This window comes from Microvirga sp. BF8 (assembly GCF_059888585.1).
This window is the reverse complement of record NZ_CM187619.1, coordinates 4,636,004-4,654,470: the sequence shown is the minus strand read 5'-3', so window position 1 is coordinate 4,654,470 and position 18,467 is coordinate 4,636,004. Positions and strand designations below refer to the sequence as shown.

The 18,467-nt window shown below is 64.0% G+C and carries 17 protein-coding genes; 6 read left to right on the top strand and 11 right to left on the bottom strand.

The window, feature by feature from the left end; all coding sequences use genetic code 11:
• Positions 1–26: 26 nt before the first annotated feature.
• The 5 genes from AC522E_RS21880 to AC522E_RS21860 form a co-directional block, all read right to left on the bottom strand.
• Complete coding sequence (locus AC522E_RS21880) at positions 27–611, bottom strand: CarD family transcriptional regulator (RefSeq protein WP_500748330.1); 585 nt, start codon at positions 609–611, stop codon at positions 27–29.
• A gap of 357 nt (positions 612–968) precedes the next feature.
• Positions 969–1,307: a ferredoxin FdxA gene (fdxA, locus tag AC522E_RS21875; protein WP_500748329.1), complete on the bottom strand. Its 339-nt coding sequence runs from the start codon at positions 1,305–1,307 to the stop codon at positions 969–971.
• 54 nt (positions 1,308–1,361) lie between these two features.
• Entirely contained in the window at positions 1,362–1,664 is a 303-nt protein-coding gene (locus tag AC522E_RS21870; RefSeq protein ID WP_500748328.1) for an RNA-binding S4 domain-containing protein, read from the bottom strand.
• A gap of 96 nt (positions 1,665–1,760) precedes the next feature.
• Positions 1,761–4,853, bottom strand: coding sequence for a helicase-related protein (locus tag AC522E_RS21865; RefSeq protein ID WP_500748327.1), 3,093 nt, complete (start codon positions 4,851–4,853; stop codon positions 1,761–1,763).
• A 229-nt stretch (positions 4,854–5,082) separates the two neighbouring features.
• Positions 5,083–5,928 (bottom strand): DUF3108 domain-containing protein, encoded by an 846-nt coding sequence (locus AC522E_RS21860; RefSeq protein WP_500748326.1) that lies wholly within the window; start codon positions 5,926–5,928, stop codon positions 5,083–5,085.
• A gap of 247 nt (positions 5,929–6,175) precedes the next feature.
• Between AC522E_RS21860 and rpmB the strand changes: the two genes are divergently transcribed.
• Positions 6,176–6,466, top strand: coding sequence for a 50S ribosomal protein L28 (rpmB, locus tag AC522E_RS21855; RefSeq protein ID WP_500748325.1), 291 nt, complete (start codon positions 6,176–6,178; stop codon positions 6,464–6,466).
• Positions 6,467–6,545: 79 nt separating this feature from the next.
• Entirely contained in the window at positions 6,546–7,175 is a 630-nt protein-coding gene (locus AC522E_RS21850) for a queuosine precursor transporter (protein WP_500748324.1), read from the top strand.
• A 3-nt stretch (positions 7,176–7,178) separates the two neighbouring features.
• Here AC522E_RS21850 and AC522E_RS21845 read toward each other — a convergent pair whose 3' ends face one another.
• The 4 genes from AC522E_RS21845 to AC522E_RS21830 all read right to left on the bottom strand — a co-directional run bounded on the left by AC522E_RS21845 (position 7,179) and on the right by AC522E_RS21830 (position 12,022).
• On the bottom strand, positions 7,179–8,210 hold the full coding sequence (locus AC522E_RS21845) for an esterase-like activity of phytase family protein (protein WP_500748323.1): 1,032 nt from the start codon (positions 8,208–8,210) through the stop codon (positions 7,179–7,181).
• A gap of 79 nt (positions 8,211–8,289) precedes the next feature.
• Positions 8,290–10,182, bottom strand: a complete 1,893-nt coding sequence (gene cobT, locus AC522E_RS21840; RefSeq protein ID WP_500748322.1) for a cobaltochelatase subunit CobT — start codon at positions 10,180–10,182, stop codon at positions 8,290–8,292.
• A 118-nt stretch (positions 10,183–10,300) separates the two neighbouring features.
• The gene (gene cobS, locus AC522E_RS21835; protein ID WP_500748321.1) at positions 10,301–11,287 is read right to left on the bottom strand and encodes a cobaltochelatase subunit CobS; all 987 of its coding nucleotides are present in this window, start codon (positions 11,285–11,287) and stop codon (positions 10,301–10,303) included.
• Positions 11,288–11,407: 120 nt separating this feature from the next.
• The gene (locus AC522E_RS21830; protein WP_500748320.1) at positions 11,408–12,022 is read right to left on the bottom strand and encodes a J domain-containing protein; all 615 of its coding nucleotides are present in this window, start codon (positions 12,020–12,022) and stop codon (positions 11,408–11,410) included.
• An 89-nt stretch (positions 12,023–12,111) separates the two neighbouring features.
• On the opposite strand from AC522E_RS21830, the gene AC522E_RS21825 reads away from it, so the two are divergent.
• Complete coding sequence (locus AC522E_RS21825; RefSeq protein ID WP_500748319.1) at positions 12,112–12,396, top strand: BolA family protein; 285 nt, start codon at positions 12,112–12,114, stop codon at positions 12,394–12,396.
• 6 nt (positions 12,397–12,402) lie between these two features.
• On the opposite strand, the gene AC522E_RS21820 is transcribed toward AC522E_RS21825, so the two are convergent.
• Complete coding sequence (locus AC522E_RS21820) at positions 12,403–13,569, bottom strand: acetyl-CoA acetyltransferase (protein ID WP_500748318.1); 1,167 nt, start codon at positions 13,567–13,569, stop codon at positions 12,403–12,405.
• Positions 13,570–13,677: 108 nt separating this feature from the next.
• Positions 13,678–14,580, bottom strand: a complete 903-nt coding sequence (locus AC522E_RS21815) for a DMT family transporter (protein ID WP_500748317.1) — start codon at positions 14,578–14,580, stop codon at positions 13,678–13,680.
• Between the two features lie 189 nt (positions 14,581–14,769).
• Between AC522E_RS21815 and AC522E_RS21810 the strand changes: the two genes are divergently transcribed.
• The 3 genes from AC522E_RS21810 to AC522E_RS21800 all read left to right on the top strand — a co-directional run bounded on the left by AC522E_RS21810 (position 14,770) and on the right by AC522E_RS21800 (position 18,338).
• Positions 14,770–16,146: a D-alanyl-D-alanine carboxypeptidase family protein gene (locus tag AC522E_RS21810; protein WP_500748316.1), complete on the top strand. Its 1,377-nt coding sequence runs from the start codon at positions 14,770–14,772 to the stop codon at positions 16,144–16,146.
• A gap of 146 nt (positions 16,147–16,292) precedes the next feature.
• Entirely contained in the window at positions 16,293–17,189 is an 897-nt protein-coding gene (locus tag AC522E_RS21805; protein WP_500748315.1) for a DMT family transporter, read from the top strand.
• A gap of 6 nt (positions 17,190–17,195) precedes the next feature.
• Positions 17,196–18,338 carry a CobW family GTP-binding protein gene (locus AC522E_RS21800; protein WP_500748314.1) on the top strand — a complete coding sequence of 381 codons (1,143 nt, stop codon included), beginning with the start codon at positions 17,196–17,198 and terminating at the stop codon, positions 18,336–18,338.
• Positions 18,339–18,467: the final 129 nt, after the last annotated feature.

Here is an 18,467-nt window from a genome sequence, read left to right as displayed (position 1 = left end):
CAGCACTGTAAGTTATAGCGGCCTGATCAGGCAGCCTCCTCCTGAAGGTCCTCACCCTCGGCGTCGGCTTCCGCATCGGCACCCTTGCCCCGGCGGGGAGACTTGGCGAGGCTCTGCTCGATCAGCTTGAGCGCTTCTGTGTCGGTGATCTTATTCACCGCCGCGATCTCGCGAATAACGCGATCGAGAGCGGATTCGTAAAGCTGACGCTCGCTGTAGGACTGCTCCGGCTGAGCCTCGGACCGGTAAAGATCGCGGACGACCTCGGTCACGGCGATCAGATCGCCCGAATTGATCTTGGCTTCATATTCCTGGGCGCGGCGCGACCACATGGTGCGCTTCACGCGAGCGCGACCGGTCAGCACGTCCAGGGCCTTCTGGACGAGAGCCGGCTCGGCAAGCTTGCGCATACCGACGCTCGAAGCCTTCGCCGTCGGGACGCGGAGAACCATCTTGTCCTTGTCGAAGGAGACCACGAACAGCTCCAGCTTGAATCCAGCGATTTCCTGCTCTTCAACGGCCGTGATGCGGCCGACGCCGTGGGCGGGATAGACGATCGCTTCGCCGGTCTTGAAACCGAGACGCTGGGCAGACTTCTTGGCGGTGGTCATGCGAGAGAGGCCTCCTTGCATGCTTCCTCGCCGATAGGCGAGGGCGCTGTGGTTTCGCCGGACAGGGTCCCGGCGGAACAAAAAATGACGAGCCGCGGAACTTGACTATTCCGCCCGTCTCCCTGAAGTACGTTAGTAGTCCAAACACGCCCGGACCCCCTGGCCCAAGGCAGCAAGCTCCCTTAAGTCACGGGGTGTGCATCCATCATTGCTTCATCTTGTGAGCCGCCAAACTGCGGAGTTGGCACACATCGGGCGCAAGCGACTGCATTGATGAGACCCTATCACAGTCTCACCAAAAAAGCAAAAATATTTCATAAATAGCGTAAAGAGGGTACGAATATGGCCCAGCTTACCTCAGTCCCCTTCACCGGGATTGGGCGTGAAATATTTCTCATACTTGCCGGGGACCCCATCGAATTCCTTCGCGTCTGACGGGGGGTCCTTTTTCTGGGTGATGTTGGGCCAGCTCTTGGCCAGATCGGCGTTCAGCTTGAGCCATTCCTCGAGACCCGGCTCAGCATCCGTCTTGATGGCTTCCGCCGGGCATTCGGGTTCGCAGACTCCGCAATCGATACATTCGTCCGGGTGGATCACGAGCATGTTCTCACCCTCGTAGAAACAGTCGACCGGACACACCTCCACGCAGTCCATGTACTTGCATTTGATGCAGTTTTCAGTGACGACGTAGGTCATGGACGGTCCTCTGCGGGTCTGCTCGGGCAGGATCACGAAAGCGGTGACGCCGCTCTACCCCCTGTCGCCTTCACTGACAAGGGTCCCGTCGTCACGGTTCAGATCTGCGTAGAGCAGCCTTGCTTCCGATGCAGGGCCGCGGCGCTCACCCAGGTTTTCGACCCGCAGAACCAGGGTCGCCCGCGCCAGCGCCAAGGTGACGACATCGCCGACGGCCAAAGGCTTGGCGGCGTTTTCGATACGCTGGCCATTCACCCGAACGAATCCGCCTGTCACGAGCTTGGCCGCCAGGGTGCGGGTCTTCGCGAAGCGCGCGAACCAAAGCCACTTGTCGATCCGCTGCCGATCATCACGCATCGGAGACCGCACCGGAGCGAAGCCGCCCCGCCCGGTCGCCGCGCCATGCCAGGCCCGAGACCATGGCCAAAGCATGCGGGACCGGGCGAGGCCAGATCACTTCTTGCTGTCCTCGAGCTGCGCTTTCAGGGCCATGAGCTTCGCGAAGGGCGAGTTCGGGTCCGGCTGCTTCTCCCGACGCTCCGCCCCTCCATCCCGGCGTGGCTCGAAACGCTTGTCGGGCCGGGGGCCGCGACGCTCATCGGAACGGCCCGGACCGCGCGGAGGCCGGTTCTGAGGCCGACCGCCCTCACCCGCGGCTTCCCGGCGCTCAGGGCGACGATCCGGCCGGCGATCCGGCCGGGGTGGCCTATCCCCCGATGGCTGCTCGCCCTGACGCGGGCGGCGGTCGCCTCTCTCCGGACGTCCGCGCCCCTGCCGTGCCTGGTTCCCGTCGTGGTGACGCCGATGCTGGCGCCAGACCTCGATCGGCTCCGGTTCGGCCGGACTTTCCGGCAGCGCCTCCGCCGGCACCTCTGGAGCAGCGGCGAGCTCCACGGCCGGCGCCGCTTCCGGCGGCGGCGTGAAGGCGGACGCCTCGACGCTTTCGAGCGCGGCGGCATTCGCTTCGCCCGGTTCGGCAGGCATGCCTGAAGGCGATTCCGCAACCGGCTCGACTTCCCCCTCACCGCCCGACGGCGATGCCGGGACGACCGCCTGCGGGGCCGAGGCCAGCGGCACCGTGATGGCTGGGCCCGGACGACGTTCCATCACGTAACCGAGCGATTTCAGAATGGTCGCAAAGTCCTCGCCGGCACATCCGACCAGCGATGTCATCGCGACCGTCGGCACGAAGCCTTCGCCGTCGGCGGCGCCGGCGGGAGGCTCTCCCGGCGTGATGCCCGGGCGATAGGCGATAGCCGGCCGGATCAAATCGGCCAGGCGCTCCAGGATATCGACCCGCACCGCCCGGTCGCCGCAGACGCGGAAACCGGCCGCGCGGTAGAGTCCCGCCGCGATTTCCTTGTCGACCGGGATCGAGGTCCGGCCCGACTGAGCGAGATGGGCAATTTCATCGATGCCCTTCTGGTCGAGGCCGCCGTTCTGCAGCGCCCAGAGCTGGGCCGCGAGGATACGCGGGGCGGGCTTGAGCAGCACCGGCAGATACAGGTGGTAGGCGCCGAACCGGATCCCGGCCTTGCGCAGGGCGCCACGGGCCTCCTGGTCGAGGCTGCGGACATCGTTGAGCACCTTTGCCCGCTCCAGCACGCCAAGGGCCTCGACGATCTGGAAGGCGATGCCCCGACCAATCCCGGTCAGCTCCTGCGAGCCTTCGAGCTCCATCAACGGGCCAAGCAGACGCACGACATAGGCCTTGAGCCAAGCCCGGAGACGCGTGTCCACCTTGTCGCGGGCCGGACCCGTCAGCTGCTCGTCCGAAAGGACCCGCAGACGCGGCTCGAACAGCTTGTCGCCCGGTTCGAGCTTCGCGACGGGATCACCCGTCCAGCGGATGGTTCCGTCATTCGACAGGACGAGCATGGTATCGGGCGCCTCGGCGAATCGGTCGGCTCTCGCCTCGATCTCGCCCGCCAGCGCCTTGCTGGCCGCATTGCGCAGGGTCTTGGCCTCCGCCGTATCGGCCTGAGGGTCAGGCACGAAATGGAAGCCGTGCAGGTGGCCGATGTGTTGACCCTCGACAGTGACGTCGCCGGTGGTCGTGATTTCCGCTTCGAGCATCGTGTTCTCTCTCAAGCGCCGCATGAGAACGCTCGTGCGCCTGTCGATAAAGCGCTGGGCGAGACGTTCATGGAGCGCGTCCGATAGCTTGTCCTCTACCTGACGCGCAACACCCTGCCAATGCTCCGGATCCTTCAGCCAGTCCGGACGGTTGGCGACGAAGGACCAGGTCCGGACCTGGGCGATGCGGTTCGACAGGGTGTCGATATCGCCATCTGTCCGGTCCATTGCCAGAAGATGGCGGGAAAACCAATCCGCCGGCAGAGCACCGTCCTTCATCAGGAACCGGTAAAGCTGACCTACGAGATCCGCGTGAACCTGCGGAGAAACTTTCCGATAATCAGGAACTTGGCATACTTGCCACAGACGTTCCACCGCAACTTTCGAACGGCCGAATGCCTGGATATCGTCGTCCCTGGCCAAGACCTCGAGAGCTGCCACATCCTCGCCCATGGGAGCGCGGACGAGGCCATATTCCCGCGGCTGCTCGCCGAGGCTGTCCCGCAAGCGGGCCAGGGACGAGAAATCGAGGTCAGGGTTCCGCCATTGCACGATCCTCACTGGATCGAAGGTATGATTCTCCAGCGCCTCGACGGTTTCCGCATCGAAAGGCGGGCAACGGCCCGCGGTGCCGAAGGTGCCGTCCCGCATGTGGCGCCCGGCCCGCCCGGCGATCTGCGCCAGCTCCGCAGGGTAAAGCTTGCGGAAGCGGAAGCCATCGAACTTCCGGTCGGCGGCGAACGCGACGTGATCGACATCGAGATTGAGGCCCATGCCGACCGCATCGGTGGCCACGAGATATTCCACGTCCCCGGATTGATAGAGTTCGACCTGGGCGTTGCGGGTGCGCGGCGACAGCGCCCCCAAGACCACGGCCGCCCCGCCGCTCTGGCGGCGGATCAGCTCCGCAATGGCATAGACCTCCTCGGCCGAGAACGCGACGATCGCCGTCCGCCGCGGAAGGCGGGACACCTTCTTTTCGCCAGCGAAGGTCAGCTGGGACAGGCGGGGGCGAGTCACCACGTGGACGCCGGGGATCAGCGCCTCGATCAGGGGACGCATGGTGTTCGAGCCGATCAGAAGCGTCTCTTCCCGGCCACGCTGGTTCAGGAGCCGGTCGGTGAAGACATGGCCCCGGTCGAGATCGGCGGCAAGCTGGATCTCGTCCACGGCCACGAAGGCCAGATCGAGATCCCGTGGCATCGCCTCGACGGTCGAGATCCAGTAGCGAGGCCGGTCCGGCTTGATCTTCTCTTCGCCCGTGATCAGGGCGACGTTATGGGCGCCCGCCTTCTCCACGACCCGCTGATAGACCTCCCGTGCCAGAAGCCGCAGCGGCAGGCCGATCATGCCCGTCTCATGGCCGAGCATTCGCTCGATGGCGAGATGGGTCTTGCCGGTATTCGTCGGCCCGAGCACGGCTGTCACGCCGCGCGCGCGCACTTGCGGGGGGAGGGAACGGCGGGTCATGCCTTGATAAGCGGTGATGGGGCTACAATCCCAGTTAAGATGTCCGGGGCCTGTGGCTGCATCCCGTCGCAGGAGCCCCTTACGGCGCGACCGGGTCCGTCCGGCAGCAGGTTCGCCCTTCATATGGAGGCAGACTGACGATTTTGCTACCGGGCAACCTGTTCAAAATCTTGTCCTTGAACGATCCTGGAAGCGGCAGTCGGACGCTCGTGGAGACTTTGCCCGGCCGCTAGCGGACGGCACCGGCCTTCACGGCATTTTCGAGAGAGGCTGGCACAGACTTCCCCATATCGTTGAACGCCCAGCGGGACGCCTCGACGACGCTGACGCCGATCATGGTCCGGACCGAGACGCGCAGGGGGACAAGGACCTTCTGGCGATCCAGCGGCACCAGCCAGACGGACATATCCTTGTTTTCCTCCATGAATTTGGTGGAGGGACGCAGGGCGCGATGGCCGGAAATCGGGACATAGCGGGCCTTGCAGACGAGCACGGGCCCCTTGTAGCCCGGCACATCCGCCTGTTTGGTCTCGCTGTAGTTGAGGACGATATCGAACCGGGCGGCCCCGTCGAAGACCGGAATGGTGCGGTTGCAGTTGGTCGAATCCGTTAGTCCTGCCGAGGCAATGGACGGCATCAGCAGAGCGCTGATCGGATCCACGACCCCCTTCTTATCATCCTCCTTCACCGGCACCCGGTCGGCCTTTTCTTCGAGAGGCGGGACAATTTCGACAGCTTCCACGTTTCCGGAAGCCAGACCCATGCGAACGGTGCGCTGATCGTCGGAAGACCGGGACGTGATTGCGAAACTGACGGGCTGCGGCTGGACTCCGACGATCGTGCCCGCGGCAGTGGCAGCGCCCTTGCCGCCAGTCAGAAGCTTGGCCAGACCCGACAGCTTCACCCCCGCCTGCATCTTGTATTTGGGGCCCTCGAAGGTCGAGGTCAGGTCCGCCTTGCCAAGGGTCAATCCGGCCAAAGTTACATTATACTCGACCTGAAGGGTCTGCGCCTTCCCTTCTGCGCCGAATCCGGCAAGAGCCAGGGCCACGATGGCTGGAGCGATCATGCGCATAGGGCGTTTCCCGGGAGATTCCTGGAGGTCACTGAATTCCCCTCTCACGAGAATCAGAATAAATCGTGACCACGATATTACAAAAAATCAGGCTGCGGCACCGTGCTATTCTTGACGCGGGCCGTCGTTTCGGCCTATAGGCTCGCATCTTCCAAGGACTTTTGGCGTCCGGCAGCCGCGGGATCTGCGTTGAAGCAAACCCGCAGCGGATCGAGCCGTGACCCTCGTGAACGATAGGATTGAACCCATGTCGCGCCGTTGCGAACTGACCGGCAAGGCCGTGCTGAGTGGCCACCTCGTGAGCCATTCGAACCGCAAGACGAAGCGGAAGTTCCTGCCGAACCTCTGCAACGTCACGCTGCAATCCGAGCTGCTCCAGCGCTCCGTGCGCCTGCGCATCTCGGCCAACGCCCTGCGCTCGGTCGAGCATCGCGGTGGCCTCGACGCGTTCCTCGCCAAGGCGAAGGAAGACGAGCTGTCGACGACCGCCCGCACGATCAAGCGTGAGCTCGAGAAGAAGCTCGCCGCCGCGAGCTGAAAGCTCGACTTCCAGCGATGTTCTGCAGCGGGCGGCCTCAGCCGCCCGTTTTGCGTTTCTCACCCTAGGAACGAACGCCATGACCGGGCTCGACCGCCGGGATTTTGGGATTGCCCTCGCCGCCATGACCGTGGTGGTGCTGTCGTCGAATATCCTCGTCCAGTATCCGTTCCATGCCTGGGGTCTCCAGGATTATTTCACCTGGGGCGCATTCACCTATCCCTTCTCCTTCCTGGTGACGGAACTCGCCAACAGGCGCTTCGGCCCGAAGGGGGCGCGCCGCGTCGTCTATGTGGGCTTCGCCCTCGCCGTCATCCTGTCCGTCATCCTGGCGACGCCCCGGATCGCCATTGCCTCAGGTAGCGCGTTCCTCACCGCCCAGCTCCTCGACATCTCGATCTTCTCGCGCCTGCGCGACCGGGCTTGGTGGCTTCCGCCCTTTGCCTCCTCGACCATCTCGGCCGCGGTCGACACGATGATCTTCTTTTCGGTCGCGTTCTATTGCGGGCCCCTGCCCGGCTCGACCCAGACCATCGACAGCCTCCTCGCCCATGCCGGCATCGCCAGCGAGTGCCTGGCCCTCCCCTGGGTCACGCTCGCCATCGCCGATTACGGGGTCAAGCTGGCGCTCTCGATCTTCTCGATCCTCCCCTACGGCATCGTCCTAAGGTTCATGCGCCCCGTTCTGATGCAGAGGGCTCCGGCCTAGTCCTCAGGGGACGAGTGAAAATTCGAGCAGAAGCGTCCGCTGCAGCGGGCTGAAATTATTGTCGGAGATCAGCGTCAGGACGATATCGCCCGCCTCCTGATGGACGGACAGCCCCTCCATATTGTCGATCTCTTGGGACGAATCGCTCTCGAAGATGACGGCGCCATCGATTTCGGCGTCGGGCTCGATCATATCGGCAGCCACCCGACGCAGCCGGACGCGGAAACCTTCGAAGAGGGAAAATTGCCGCTCCAGAAGCAGCATGTCGCCATCGGGAAGAAAGGCAAGGTCGCTCACATCGTAGCCGTTGGAGCGTCGGACGGAAAACTCGCCTTGCCGAGGGCCTGTGACGATGAACCCTCGGGTCGGCTTGTCGTGCTTGCGCGCCCGCTCCGCAATCGCAACGACGGCTCCCGCCAAGGGCGATCGCGACGGCGCGACGCCGATGGCCTCCAGGCCATGATTGTTCGGGAGATCCTCGATATCGTCTCGGAGCTCCTTCGGCAGGACCACAAGTCGGGCGCGCGCGGCAGGGCCCCTGGCGCCCCAGTCAAAGCGCATGATCGCGTGTTTGCGCTCGATGCCCACATAGGCCACGCCATTCGCGATCGTCAGACTTTCCGTATCGTAATAGCGAGTTCCGCCAAGCAGGCGGCCTTCCCCGGAGAGCAGCGGCGCGAGTTGAGCGTCCGTAAGACCTGACAGGCGCCCGTCGGAGGTCTGAACGCGCGCCGTCAGCCACTGGGCATTGTCGGCGACAGAGACAAGGCGCCGACCGTCTGGAGAGCGCCAGAGGCTGGAAAAGCCGCCGAAGCGGTTTTCCGCCGAGCGCAGGTCGAGCCCGCCTCGGAAAAGCAGATTACCGAAGCGATTCCGGCCCCGATCCGTGACTGAAAGATGGTCGATCGGCCGTGCCGTCACATCGATCGGAAGGATCGTCTCGGCAGGACGTGGGCGCGCGAATGTCCGTCCAGCCAGGAGCGTCGCAGTCGCAGCGCCACCGCCAACAAGGAATAGGCGACGATTAAGCCTCATGCCGCTTGGCGCCCCAGCTCAACGATAATCCGATCAGGACGAACTGCTCATCGAGATCAATGCTGCCGTCAAGGTGACGCTACGCGAAAGCGCGGCGACGAGGTGCCCGCACCGGAGCCGTGGAATTCTCCTCGAACAGTTCGGCGAGCTTCTCGGTCATGACTCCGCCGAGCTCCTCCGCATCGACGATGGTGACGGCGCGGCGATAATAGCGTGTGACGTCGTGGCCGATGCCGATGGCGATCAGCTCCACCGGCGAACGGGTCTCGATATCCTCGATGATGAAGCGAAGGTGCCGCTCGAGATAGTTGCCGGGATTGACCGACAGAGTCGAATCGTCGACGGGAGCGCCGTCGGAGATCACCATCAGGATCCGCCGTTGCTCGGGGCGCCCGAGCAGGCGCTTGTGCGCCCAGTCCAGCGCCTCGCCGTCGATATTCTCCTTGAGCAGGCCCTCGCGCATCATCAATCCGAGATTCTTGCGGGCCCGGCGCCATGGTGCATCGGCGGATTTGTAGATGATGTGGCGCAGATCGTTGAGCCGCCCGGGATTGGCCGGCTTGCCGCTCTGCAGCCAGGTCTCGCGGGATTGTCCGCCCTTCCACGCCCGGGTGGTGAACCCGAGAATCTCCACCTTCACGCCGCAGCGCTCCAGGGTGCGCGCCAGGATATCGGCGCAGGTCGCTGCGACCGTGATCGGACGACCGCGCATGGAGCCTGAATTGTCGAGAAGAAGCGTAACCACCGTGTCGCGGAAATTGGTGTCCTGCTCCTGCTTGAAGGTCAGGGGCTGGAAGGGGTCCATGACCACGCGCGGCAGCCTTGCAGGATCGAGAGTGCCCTCTTCGAGGTCGAACTCCCAGGCCCTGTTCTGCTGTGCCAGAAGCCGGCGCTGCAGGCGATTGGCGAGACGGCCGACGACGCCCTGGAGATGGGCAAGCTGCTTGTCGAGATAGGCGCGAAGGCGGGTGAGTTCGTCCGAATCGCAGAGATCCTCTGCGTGGATGACCTCGTCGAACCGGGTGGTGAAAGCCTTATAATCGGGGCCCCGCGCCTCGTTGTTCCGGGACGGCGGGCGCCAGGACTCGGAGGCGTTCTCAGAATCGGCCTCGTCCGCCTCGTCCGGCAGTTCTCCGGAGGGACCGTCCGCGTCCTCGCTTGCGCCCTCCTCCATCTCGTCGCTGGAATCCTCGCTGATCTCAGTCTCGGCCCGGTCTCCCTGCGATTCCTGCTCGCTCTCGCCCTCGCCCTGCTGCTGTTCCTGCTCGGTTTCGTTTTCCTCCTCGTTCTCTTCGTCCTCCGAATCGAGGGCGGCCTCGTCGGCCATGTCGAGGGAGGAGAGGAGCTCGCGGATGCGACGGGCGAAGTCGCGCTGGCTTTCGATGTTCTTGAGAAGGCCGTCAAGTTCGTGCCCGGCGCGATCCTCGATGAAATCGCGCCACAGATTGACGATCTTGGCCGCAGAGGCCGGGGGCCGCTGCCCGGTGAGGCGCTCCCGCACCATCAGCGCCACCGCATCCTCGAGCGGTGCGTCGGCGCGATCGGTAATCTCTTCGTATTTGCCGCCGCGATGATAGCGGTCCTCCAGCATCGCCGTGATGTTGGTGGCGACGCCCGACATCCGGCGGGATCCGATGGATTCGACACGGGCCTGCTCCACCGCATCGAAGACGGCACGGGCCGCCTGGCCCTCGGGCGCAAGCCTGCGGTGAAGGGCGGTATCGTGACAGGCAAGCCGCAGGGCCATGGAATCGGAATAGCCGCGCAGGATCGCAACATCCTGCGAGGTCAGCCGCCGCGGTGGCTCCGGCAGGCGTACCTTGTCGCCCATCATGGCCGGGCGGTCCGAGGCAAAGGTGACCTCGAGATCCTGCTTGCGTGCAATGGCCTTCATGCAGCCGGCGATGGAGCGCTTCAGCGGCTCCGCCGGCGCTTCCTTTTTCTCACCTGGCTTGCGATTCGAGATGGACATGAAGCCTCCTCTGTCATCCCCGCCAGGGCGGGGATCCATAACCCTGAGCCGAGCCCGACAGGCGCGGCGCATTTTATGGGTCCCGGGCTCGGCGGCGACGCCCCCCGGAACGACGATGTTACGACAACGCCACGTTCACCGCGCTTTCCGGCAATTCCTTGCCGAAGGAACGTTGATAGAATTCCGCCACCAGGGGTCGCTCGAGCTCATCGCACTTGTTGAGGAAGGTGACACGGAAGGCGAAGCCCGTATCGCCGAAGATATCGGCGTTCTCGGCCCAGGTGATGACCGTGCGCGGGCTCATGACGGTCGAGAGATCTCCGTTCATGAAGGCGCTGCGGGTAAGATCGGCCACACGCACCATCTTGTTGACGATGTCGCGACCCTCCGGACTTTCCTGATAATGCTTCGCCTTGGAGAGGACGATGTCCACCTCCTTGTCGTGCGGCAGGTAGTTGAGGGTCGTGACGATCGACCACCGGTCCATCTGGCCCTGGTTGATCTGCTGCGTGCCGTGATAGAGGCCGGACGTATCGCCGAGCCCCACCGTGTTCGCCGTGGCGAAGAGCCGGAAGGCGGGATGGGGCCGGATGACCCGCTTCTGGTCGAGAAGCGTGAGCTTGCCGGATTGCTCCAGCACACGCTGGATCACGAACATGACGTCGGGCCGGCCCGCGTCGTACTCATCGAACACGAGAGCGATGTTGTTCTGCAGGGCCCAGGGCAGGATGCCGTCCTGGAAGGCCGTGACCTGCTTGCCCTCCTGAAGGACGATGGCGTCCTTGCCGACCAGATCGATACGGGACACGTGACTGTCGAGGTTGACGCGCACGCAGGGCCAGTTGAGCCGCGCGGCGACCTGCTCGATATGGGTGGATTTGCCGGTCCCGTGGTAGCCGGTGATCATCACGCGCCGGTTGCGCGCGAAGCCCGCGAGAATGGCCAGGGTCGTTTCGCGGTCGAACAGATAATCCGGGTCGAGATCCGGCACATGCTCCTCGCTCTGGGAAAAGGCCGGGACTTCCAGGTCCGAGTCGATGCCGAAGACCTGGCGAACGGACACCTTCATGTCCGGCAAGAGGGTCGTTGTTTCGGTTGTCGCCATTGTCAGGGCCTTTCGGTCGGATTTCGTCGAGTTGTCACAAGCGCCGGGGTTACTTAACAATCATGCCCACGGGGCGCAAACGAGATCGTTGCATACCGGAGCCGTGCCAAGCAGCTTTCCTCAGCACATTCCTGCGCTTTTGAGCGTATCGTGGGCCTTGATGATATCGCGCAGTCGTTCCTCGAAGGAGCGATCCCCGCCATTCGCATCCGGATGGAAGCGCTTCACCAGGGATTTGTACTGAGCCTTGATCGTCGGCCCGTCGGCCGTCTCGTCGAGTCCGAGCACGTCGAGGGCACGGCGCACGGGCCCCGTATGGCGGGGTGCCTTCGGTTCAGCTGGGGCGGCCCGGCTCCGACGACCCTGCCTGAAATCCTCGCCGCGCAGAATGCCCAAGGGGTCGACATAGGCCCACTCGCGCTCGACGCCCTTTTCGGACTTGGAATTCACGCCCATGGCCCAGGTCGGGCGGTGCCCGATGACGGCATCCTTCTGATAGGCCGCGACAGCGTTGTCCGACATCCCGGCGAAATAATTGTACGAGGCGTTGTACTCGCGCACATGGGCGAGGCAGAATCGCCAGTACTGGCCCTCATGGTCTCGCCCCTTGGGCGCGCGGTACTCCCCCGGAGCCTTGCAGGCCGGATGCTCGCACGTCGGCCCTTCCGCCTCGCGCGGCTCGTCGCACGTCGCCTTGATACGGATGCGGTCGAAAAGTGGTGAGTTGAGATCCATGACGCAGCGATTATGAGTGGCTTCCGGCGAAAGGCCAAGGCCTCGACGCTTTTCGCCGCAGACCTGTTCAAAAAGGTAGATATGAGAGCATGACCCTCACCGACTGGATCACGCAGGAATTGCGGGAGCGCCTGCACCCGACCCATCTGACCGTCGCGGACGAATCGGAGCAGCATCGCGGTCACGCCGGATGGCGCGAGGGCGGTGAAACCCACTACCGCCTCTATATCGTGTCGGAGGCGTTCTCAGGCAAGAGCCGGGTCGAGCGCCACCGCCTCGTCAACGAGGTTCTCAAGGGCGCTTTCGCCAGAGGCCTGCATGCTCTCGCCATCGAGGCCCGCGCCCCGGGAGAGCCTGACCCGCGCAAGTCCTGACCGGCCCTACTTGATTCGCTCGAGCACGCTGACGTAGTTCGCGACGGCGGCGCCGCCCATGTTGAAGATGCCGCCGAGAACGGGGTCCTTGACCTGGATGCCGCCTGCCTCGCCGCAGAGCTGCATGGCCGACAGGGCGTGCATGGATACGCCTGTCGCGCCGATGGGATGCCCCTTCGCCTTGAGGCCCCCTGAAGGATTCACCGGCAGCTTGCCGTCGCGGTTGGTCCAGCCCTCCTTGACCGCGATCGCTCCCTGACCGCGAGGCGTCAGACCCATGGCCTCATATTCGATGAGTTCGGCGATGGTGAAGCAATCGTGGGTCTCCACGAAGGACAGGTCGGAAAGTTGAATTCCCGCTTGGTCGAGCGCCCGCCGCCACGCTTCCGCGCACCCTTCGAACTGAATGATGTCGCGCTTCGACATGGGCAGGAAATCCTGGGCATGGGCCGTGGCGCGGAATGCCACCGCCCGCTTCATGCGCAAAGCCGTCTCCGTATCAGCGATCACGAGGGCAGCCGCGCCATCGGAAACCAGGGAACAGTCCGTCCGCTTGAGCGGGCCAGCCACGAAGGGGTTCTTGTCGCTCTCGGTGCGGCAAAAGTCGAAGCCGAGATCCTTGCGCATCTGCGCCCAGGGGTTGTCGACGCCATTCCTGTGATTCTTTGCGGCAATCATCGCCAGCGCATCGGACTGATCGCCGTGACGCTGGAAATAGAGCCCGGCGATCTTGCCGAAGACGCCGGCAAAGCCTCCTGGCGTGCCACCGTCCTCCGGCAGATAGGAGGCCTTGAGAAGAATGTTGCCGATTTCGGGACCGGGGGTCGTCGTCATCTGCTCGACCCCGACGACGAGTACCGTCTTGGCCCGCTTCGCCTCGATGGTCTTGATGGCCTGATGGACAGCTGCGGAACCCGTTGCGCAGGCATTTTCGACCCGGGTCGCAGGCTTGAAGCGGAACCTGTCGCTCGCTTGGAACACCAGAGAGGCCGTGAAGTCCTGAGGGGAAAAGCCGCCATTGAAATGGCCGAGCACGACCTCGTCCACGTCCTCGGGCCCGATTCCGGCATGATCCAGCGCCTCGTTCACGACGCGGACGATCAGGCTCTCGACGGTTTCAGAGTCGAGCTTGCCGAATGGGGTGTGGGCCCAGCCGACGATGCAGGCAGTCATGGGAAACTCCTCGAAAATCTTTGACTTGGAGAATGGCCCCACCAGGCCCGGTCGGCAAGGCTCGTTTCCGACAGGGCGGCCAGGACCGGGAGGCGCCGCTTGCCCCGGTCAGTGTTGGAAGGCGAGAAGCAGGCCCACGCCGGCAAGGATCAGGACCATGCCTGAGAGTTCGCGCCGGGTCGTCACCTGCGAGAGCAACCGGTGAGAGACCGCCTGGGCCATCAGCACCTCCACGAGGGCAAGGGTCCGCACATTCGCGGCCGTGGTCAGGGAGAATCCGATGAACCAGAATTGCGAGGCCAGCGCTCCGAGGAAACCGGCACCGAGGGAGGGGCGCCAGGCCTTCAGACTTTCGAGCAGGGCCCTGCGGTTGAAAAGACCAAGCACCACCAGGAGGATGATCGTCTGCGTGCCGAGCGCCCAGACCAAGGTCGTGGTCGACCGCATGATGAAGGACCCCTCCGGCAAAGCCAGGATTGCCCCCCTGAATCCAATGGCCGAGAGCGCGAAGAAGGCGCCCGATGCGATCCCATAGATCACCGGCCGCAGGCCCGACGACGTGAGGCTGGCACCCGGCTTCAGCGACATGAGGACGACACCGAACGTCGCAATGGCGATGGCCAGGGCGCCGCCGGGTGACAGAGGGTCCCCGAGGATGGCCGCCCCGAACAGGGCGACCTGCACCGGCTCGGTTTTCATGTAGGCCGTGACGACGGAAAGCGAACGCTCGCGCATGGCGGCAAGCATGAGAGCCGTGGCCAGGATCTGCGTGGTCGCACCGGCCAGGACATAGATCATGAAGGTACCCTGCGGGCCCGGGACAGGCTCGCTCAGCACGAGGCGGACGAGGCCGAGGGCGAGGACGGCGAAGGGAAAACCGTAAAGGAAGCGAACCTGGGTCGCGCCCACCGTCCCGATGGTCTCGGTGAGCCGGCGCTGGGTAGCGTTCCGACCGGTCTGGGCGGCCGCCGCGACCAAGGTGACTGGAATCCAGAGGAGAGAAGGGGTCATGCTCGATCTTGAATCCGCGCGGCTCTTGCCATGGTCTTGCCACGGATTCCCTTAGAAAGGGTGGACAGGTAAGGACTAATTACCCGGAAGCCTAGCCAAAGGGGGGCTCCGGACCTAAAAATAGTCATACTGCAACCAGGGCCATCGCAAGACCCTTCTCATGCATGTTTTCTCATGGAGCCGTTCCGTATGAACGTCAGCCGTGCCCTCCGTATGACAACTTTCGCCTTTGCAGCTCTCGTGAGCGGAACAGCCCTGGCTGGCAGTCCCGCTCTCGTGGTCGAGGCTGAAACGGGCCGCGTTCTCCATGCCGAGCGGGCAACCGATCCCTGGTTCCCGGCTTCGATCACGAAGCTGATGACGACCTATGTGGCACTCGACAGCATCCGCTCGGGCCACGTGAAGATGGACACCCTTCTGACCGTCTCCGAGCAGGCTGCCTCCCTGCCGCCCTCGAAGATGGGCTTCAAGCCCGGAACCCAGATCCGCCTCGACAATGCGCTCAAGATCATCATGGTCAAGTCGGCCAACGACGTCGCAGCGACCATCGCCGAGAATCTCGGCGGCACCATCGAGGGCTTTGCCGACCTGATGAACCAAAGGGCGCGGGCCCTCGGCATGCGGGAGAGCCATTTCGCCAATCCGCACGGCCTTCCCGATGAACGCAACCAGACCTCGGCGCGGGACATGGCCATCTTGGCGCGGGCGCTTTTCAACGACTTTCCTGAATATCAGGGGCTGTTCGACATCGGCGCCATCCAATACGGCCGCCGGATCATGCGCAACACCAACGGGCTCATCGGCCGTTATCCCGGCGCCGATGGGATGAAGACCGGCTTCATTTGCTCGGCCGGATTCAACGTGGTGGCGAGTGCGACCCGGAACGGGCGGCACCTCATCACCGTGGTCCTCGGCGCGCCATCGGCCAATGAGCGCACCATGAAGGCGGCCGAACTCTTCGATCGCGGGTTCAACAGCCTGGCCGGCTCGTCCAACCCGACCCTCGCCGCTCTTCCCGCCTCTTCCGTCCATACGCCGCCGGACATGCGCTCGGTGATCTGCGACCGCCGCGGCCCCATGCCCGACGAAGAGGACAGCCAGACCACCATCGCCAGCAGCGAGAGCTCGGGGATTCCCAATCTCTTTTCATCGGACGTCATGGCCTTCGCGGGTGGGACGCAGCCGACGCGCACCACCCTCGGGCCACGCTCGACCGTGCAACCGGAGCGGGTCTGGGTCGGCCTCAACCCACCGTCAGAGGCGGAACTGGCTGCTCAGGCGGCCAAGGACGATGCCGCCGACAAAGCCAAGAAGGCCTCGAGCAAAAAGGCATCGAACAAGGGCAAGGCGAAATCCAAAGCTGCCGATGCGAAAGACGCCAAGGATTCAAAAGATACGAAGGAACCCGCAACCGCCAGCGTGTCCAAGGAAACCGGCAAAGGCAAGGGACGCGAGAGCATCAGCGTCAAGCCCGTGAGCGAGCAGAAGAACAAGGCAAAGCCTGCGAAGGGCAAGAACCCGGCGACCGCGGAGGCCCCCGCAAAGGGCAAGAGCGTCAAGAACTGACGCGAAGCGTCGATTCACGCCGCGATCCACCATTCGCGGCGGCATGATTCGACGGGGACGACACGGAAGCGGACAGTCTTCCGAAGCTGGGCCTTGCAATCACGAACGAACCGGGCGAACGGTGTTTCCGCACCATGATCGCCCACATGTCCAGAACGTCCCCCTCCAGCGGCCTCCTGTTCGCCTTGGGATCGGCCGGTCTCTATGGCCTCAATATCGTCTATGCCCGCGTTGCCGCCGTCGGCGGCGTTCCGGGACCTGCGGTCGTGGTCTATCGCGTCCTGCTGATGCTCGCACTTGTCGCGATCGCAGCCGTGCTGATGCGTCGTTCGCTCGTCGTGGCGCGGGAGGAACGCCTCACGATGGCCATTCTCGGCGTTTCGACCGCCTTCGTCGGCCTCTGCTACGTCTCCTCGGTCGCCTTCATTCCTGTCACCGTGGCGGCAGTTCTTTTCTATGCGTATCCGTCGCTCATCGTCTTGACAGCTCCCTTCGTCGAGGGGACGAAGCTGACGCCATCCCTGATCGGCGTCGTCGTCCTGGCGCTGATCGGAATCATCCTCGTGGTAGGCCCAGCCTTTGGAGATCTCGACTGGCGCGGCCTCGCCCTGGCGCTCGGGGCCGCAGCCGCCACCGCAGCGCAGTTCTTCACGGCGGCCCGGTGCCGTAAGACGAGCCTGACCGCCAAGATGTTCTGGGTTCATCTCATCGTCCTGCCGACCGCGATCCTCGCCGGCGCGGTGACGGGCCAGCTGACTTCGCCCGCAGCCCTGGCGCTTGCGCCGTTCGGCGTCGCCATGACAATCGGCGGCTACGTGGTCGGCTTCCTGTTTCAAATTGTTGCCCTGGGCCGCATTTCAGCCATAGCGGCAGGAATCATCTACTGCATTGAGCCGGTCGTCTCGACCGTGGCATCCACCTTCGTCCTCGGAGAGCGTATCGTTCCCCTGCAGGCGTTGGGTGGAACTCTGGTGCTTGCGGCCATCGTGACCAATATTCTCCTGGAGCGGCGTCAGGCCGCCCCGGTCGTACCCATGGATTGACCTTCGATGACGGATGCTCGCCCCGCCGGTCCTCTCCCGCCGATTCCGCTGACCGTCCTCACGGGCTTTCTCGGCGCCGGCAAGACGACGCTTCTCAACCGCCTGCTTCAGCACGAAGCGTTGCGCGACAGTGTCGTCATCATCAACGAATTCGGTGAGATTGGCCTCGATCATCTTCTCGTCGAGAAGATCGACGACAACATGGTTCTGCTCTCCGCCGGCTGTTTGTGCTGCACGGTGCGGGGCGACCTCATCGCGACCCTCGAGGACCTGCTTCGCAAGCGCGACAACGGTCGGATCGCGCCTTTTCAACGGGTCATCATCGAGACCACCGGTCTTGCCGATCCTGCGCCGATCCTGCACGCAGTGCTCTATCATCCCTATCTCTCGATGCGCTACGCAGTCGAGGGAGTCGTGACGGTCATCGACGCGGTCAACGGCGAGGCGACCCTCGACGCTCATGTCGAGGCATTGAAACAGGCGGCTGTCGCCGAGCGGCTGGTGGTCACGAAGACGGACCTCGCCGATGCAGGGGCCGTGGAACGTCTGCGCAGCCGACTGCGCCAGCTCAATCCGGGCGCTACGATTCTCAACGGTGACGCTCCGGTCGAGGCAATCATCGCCGGCGGTCTCTTCGACCTCCACGGCAAGATTGCGGATGTGAGCGAATGGCTGAAGACGGAGGCGGTGGAGGAAGCCGAACGGCGCAGTCACGATCACCAGCATGATCACGACTTGCATGGTCACGGCCACCTCGGCCACCATCACGACGTGAACCGTCATGACGAACGCATCCGTGCCTTCTGTCTCGTCAGCGAGGAGCCCATCCGCCAGGGCAGTCTCGACATGTTTCTCGACCTGCTGCGCTCGACCCAGGGCGCGAAGCTGCTGCGCGTCAAGGGTCTCGTCGGATTGGCGGAAGACCCCGACCATCCGGTCGTCATCCACGGTGTGCAGCACGTGATCCATGTTCCGGCCGTCCTGCCGCGCTGGCCGAGCAAGGATCGGCGCAGCCGGATCGTCCTCATCGTCGACGATCTGGAGAAGAGCGCGGTCGAGGCGCTGTGGAACGCCTTCCTTGGAAAACCTCAGATCGACCGTCCGGATGCAGCGGCGCTCGCCGACAACCCGCTGTCGCTGAGACGCTAGAGCCGCTTTCGCCGGCGTGGAACGCCCGCTTTGAAGTCTCCGATGTGCGGCATTTCCGGACGGAAAAGCGGCTCCCTCTTGTCAGTGCACGGCCATTTGATCGCTGACGGACCTCCGGTTCCTGAAAAT

What these genes read in the sequence shown, in the direction of transcription:
- AC522E_RS21850 (WP_500748324.1), top strand. Translation starts at nt 6,546, where the DNA reads ATGACCGGGCTCGACCGCCGGGATTTTGGGATTGCCCTCGCCGCCATG.
- cobS (WP_500748321.1), bottom strand. Translation starts at nt 11,287, where the DNA reads ATGGCGACAACCGAAACAACGACCCTCTTGCCGGACATGAAGGTGTCC.
- AC522E_RS21805 (WP_500748315.1), top strand. Translation starts at nt 16,293, where the DNA reads ATGTCCAGAACGTCCCCCTCCAGCGGCCTCCTGTTCGCCTTGGGATCG.
- AC522E_RS21830 (WP_500748320.1), bottom strand. Translation starts at nt 12,022, where the DNA reads ATGGATCTCAACTCACCACTTTTCGACCGCATCCGTATCAAGGCGACG.
- cobT (WP_500748322.1), bottom strand. Translation starts at nt 10,182, where the DNA reads ATGTCCATCTCGAATCGCAAGCCAGGTGAGAAAAAGGAAGCGCCGGCG.
- AC522E_RS21825 (WP_500748319.1), top strand. Translation starts at nt 12,112, where the DNA reads ATGACCCTCACCGACTGGATCACGCAGGAATTGCGGGAGCGCCTGCAC.
- AC522E_RS21820 (WP_500748318.1), bottom strand. Translation starts at nt 13,569, where the DNA reads ATGACTGCCTGCATCGTCGGCTGGGCCCACACCCCATTCGGCAAGCTC.
- rpmB (WP_500748325.1), top strand. Translation starts at nt 6,176, where the DNA reads ATGTCGCGCCGTTGCGAACTGACCGGCAAGGCCGTGCTGAGTGGCCAC.
- AC522E_RS21810 (WP_500748316.1), top strand. Translation starts at nt 14,770, where the DNA reads ATGAACGTCAGCCGTGCCCTCCGTATGACAACTTTCGCCTTTGCAGCT.
- AC522E_RS21860 (WP_500748326.1), bottom strand. Translation starts at nt 5,928, where the DNA reads ATGCGCATGATCGCTCCAGCCATCGTGGCCCTGGCTCTTGCCGGATTC.
- AC522E_RS21880 (WP_500748330.1), bottom strand. Translation starts at nt 611, where the DNA reads ATGACCACCGCCAAGAAGTCTGCCCAGCGTCTCGGTTTCAAGACCGGC.
- AC522E_RS21870 (WP_500748328.1), bottom strand. Translation starts at nt 1,664, where the DNA reads ATGCGTGATGATCGGCAGCGGATCGACAAGTGGCTTTGGTTCGCGCGC.
- fdxA (WP_500748329.1), bottom strand. Translation starts at nt 1,307, where the DNA reads ATGACCTACGTCGTCACTGAAAACTGCATCAAATGCAAGTACATGGAC.
- AC522E_RS21815 (WP_500748317.1), bottom strand. Translation starts at nt 14,580, where the DNA reads ATGACCCCTTCTCTCCTCTGGATTCCAGTCACCTTGGTCGCGGCGGCC.
- AC522E_RS21865 (WP_500748327.1), bottom strand. Translation starts at nt 4,853, where the DNA reads ATGACCCGCCGTTCCCTCCCCCCGCAAGTGCGCGCGCGCGGCGTGACA.
- AC522E_RS21800 (WP_500748314.1), top strand. Translation starts at nt 17,196, where the DNA reads ATGACGGATGCTCGCCCCGCCGGTCCTCTCCCGCCGATTCCGCTGACC.
- AC522E_RS21845 (WP_500748323.1), bottom strand. Translation starts at nt 8,210, where the DNA reads ATGAGGCTTAATCGTCGCCTATTCCTTGTTGGCGGTGGCGCTGCGACT.